At 66.6% G+C, this 1716-nt stretch carries 2 protein-coding genes; both read left to right on the top strand.

All coding sequences use genetic code 11. The features are described from left to right. The first annotated feature begins 7 nt into the window (after positions 1 to 7). Entirely contained in the window at positions 8 to 922 is a 915-nt protein-coding gene (locus tag AC3WON_RS26145; RefSeq protein ID WP_492353044.1) for a sensor histidine kinase, read from the top strand. Positions 923 to 935: 13 nt separating this feature from the next. After that, on the top strand, positions 936 to 1697 hold the full coding sequence (locus AC3WON_RS26140) for a LytR/AlgR family response regulator transcription factor (protein ID WP_492320399.1): 762 nt from the start codon (positions 936 to 938) through the stop codon (positions 1695 to 1697). Positions 1698 to 1716 lie beyond the last annotated feature (19 nt).

Genomic DNA, 1716 nt, shown 5'->3' with positions numbered 1-1716 from the left:
CCCGCCCGTGCACTCCCCAGACTCCCGCATCTGGCGATCCGCCCCCGAGCAGCGCGCCTACGAAGACGCCCGCCGCCGCGTGCGCGCGCTGCGCTTCTTCTACATGCACGCCATGGTCTACGTGGCGGTCAATGCATTGCTGATCGGCCTCCATCTGGTGGGATCGCCGCATCGGCCGTGGTCCGGTGGGCCGCTCATGGGCTGGGGTATCGGCCTGGCGATACACGGCGTGATGACGTGGAGTCGCGTCGGCCTGCTCGGGCGGCAGTGGGAAGAGCGCAAGATCGCGCAATACATGGCGCAGGAACAGGTGCGCACGCTGTCGACGGAGAAGCAGCTGGTTGAAGCCCGCATGCGCCTGCTGCAGGCCCAGATCGAACCGCACTTCCTGTTCAACACCCTGGCCAACGTGGTGAGCCTGATCGAGCCCGCGCCGCAGAAGGCCACGCTGATGCTGGAGCATTTCATCGCCTACCTGCGCGCATCGCTTGCAGCCAGCCGCGCCACGCAAGGCACGGTGGCGCAGGAGGCCAAGCTGCTGCGTGACTATCTGGCGCTGATCCGGATCCGCATGGGGGACCGGCTGCATTACTCGGTCGATGTCGACCCCGAACTCGAATCGATGCCGCTGGCGCCGATGCTGCTGCAGCCCGTGGTCGAGAATGCGATCAAGCATGGGCTGGAGCCAAAGATCGAAGGCGGGCGGCTGCTGGTCCGGCTGGAGCGGCGCGGCCCGCGCATGCTGGCGACCATCGAGGACGATGGCATGGGCTTTCGCCCCTCGGCCGGCGCCGGGGTCGGGCTTTCTAACCTGCGTGAACGGCTGGCTGTGCTGTATGACGGTGACGCCCACGTACGCATTGAAGAACGCTCGCCCGGCACTGCCGTGCTGATCGAAATCCCGCTGCCGCGTACATCCTGAAACGGAGACGCCCATGACGCCCACCGCCCTGATTGCCGACGACGAAGAGCACCTGCGCGCATATCTGCGCGGCAAGTTGCAACGCCTTTGGCCGGAGCTGCAGATCGTTGCCGAGGCGACCAACGGCATCGAAGCCGCCGACGCCATCGCACGGTTGTCGCCGAGCGTAGCCTTCCTCGACATCAAGATGCCCGGCCTGTCCGGCCTGGAGGTGGCGCAAGGGATTGAAACCGATACGCGGCTGGTGTTCGTCACGGCGTATGACGAATTCGCGCTCGATGCGTTCGAGCGCGCGGCCGTCGATTACCTGGTCAAGCCGGTCAGCGAGGAACGGCTCGGCCGCACCATCGAGCGGCTGCGCAAGGCGTTGCAGGAAGCGGCACCCTTGCCGGAACTGGCCCAGCTACTGAGCCAGCTCACACGCGCCCAGCCGCGCGCGGAAAGCGGCGGCCAGCTGCGCTGGGTACGCGCCAGCCGCGGCAATACCACCAGCCACGTGCCGATCCAGGAAGTGATGTACTTCCAGAGCGACGACAAGTACGTGGTCGTGCATACCCGCGATGGCGAGCACCTGATCCGCACGCCGCTGGCGGAGCTGATTGCCGGCCTCGATCCCGAGGTGTTCTGGCAGATCCACCGCTCGTCCATCGTCAACATGGAATACGTGGCCGGAACGCGCCGCGATGAGGCAGGGCGGCTCTTTGTCCGGATGCGCGACAGCGAAGCCGAACTGCCGGTATCGCGCGCGTACATGCACCGCTTCCGGCAGATGTAAGGCGGTCGGGGGGGGGGCC

Source organism: Cupriavidus sp. FW305-46, from assembly GCF_058787075.1.
The sequence above is the reverse complement of the archived record's forward strand: the minus strand, read 5'-3'. Positions and strand labels throughout refer to the sequence as shown.